This window comes from Chromohalobacter sp. HP20-39, assembly GCF_033052815.1.
Lineage (GTDB): Bacteria > Pseudomonadota > Gammaproteobacteria > Pseudomonadales > Halomonadaceae > Chromohalobacter.
On record NZ_JAWHTP010000758.1, the window covers coordinates 1 to 265 of the forward strand.

General features: G+C 63.0%; 1 protein-coding gene. It reads left to right on the forward strand.

The window, feature by feature from the left end; all coding sequences use genetic code 11:
• On the forward strand, nt 1-265 hold a 265-nt coding region (locus tag RVY79_RS19980; RefSeq protein ID WP_317466319.1), incomplete at both ends, for an amidohydrolase family protein.

The following is a 265-nucleotide window of genomic DNA, read 5'->3' on the forward strand; positions in this document are numbered from 1 at the left end:
TATCGACGTCGCCTTTGGCCACGACTGCGTGATGGACCCGTGGTACAGCCTGGGCTCAGGCGACATGCTGGAGGTCGCCCATATGGGTTTGCACGTCGCGCAGATGACGGGACAAGACGCTATGCGCCAGTGTTTTGCCGCGGTGACGGAAGCACCCGCGCGTATCCTTGGGTTGGAGCGTTACGGCATCACGCCCGGGTGCCATGCAGACCTGATGGTGCTGGATGCACGTGACCCCATCGAGGCGATCCGCTTGCGTGCAACG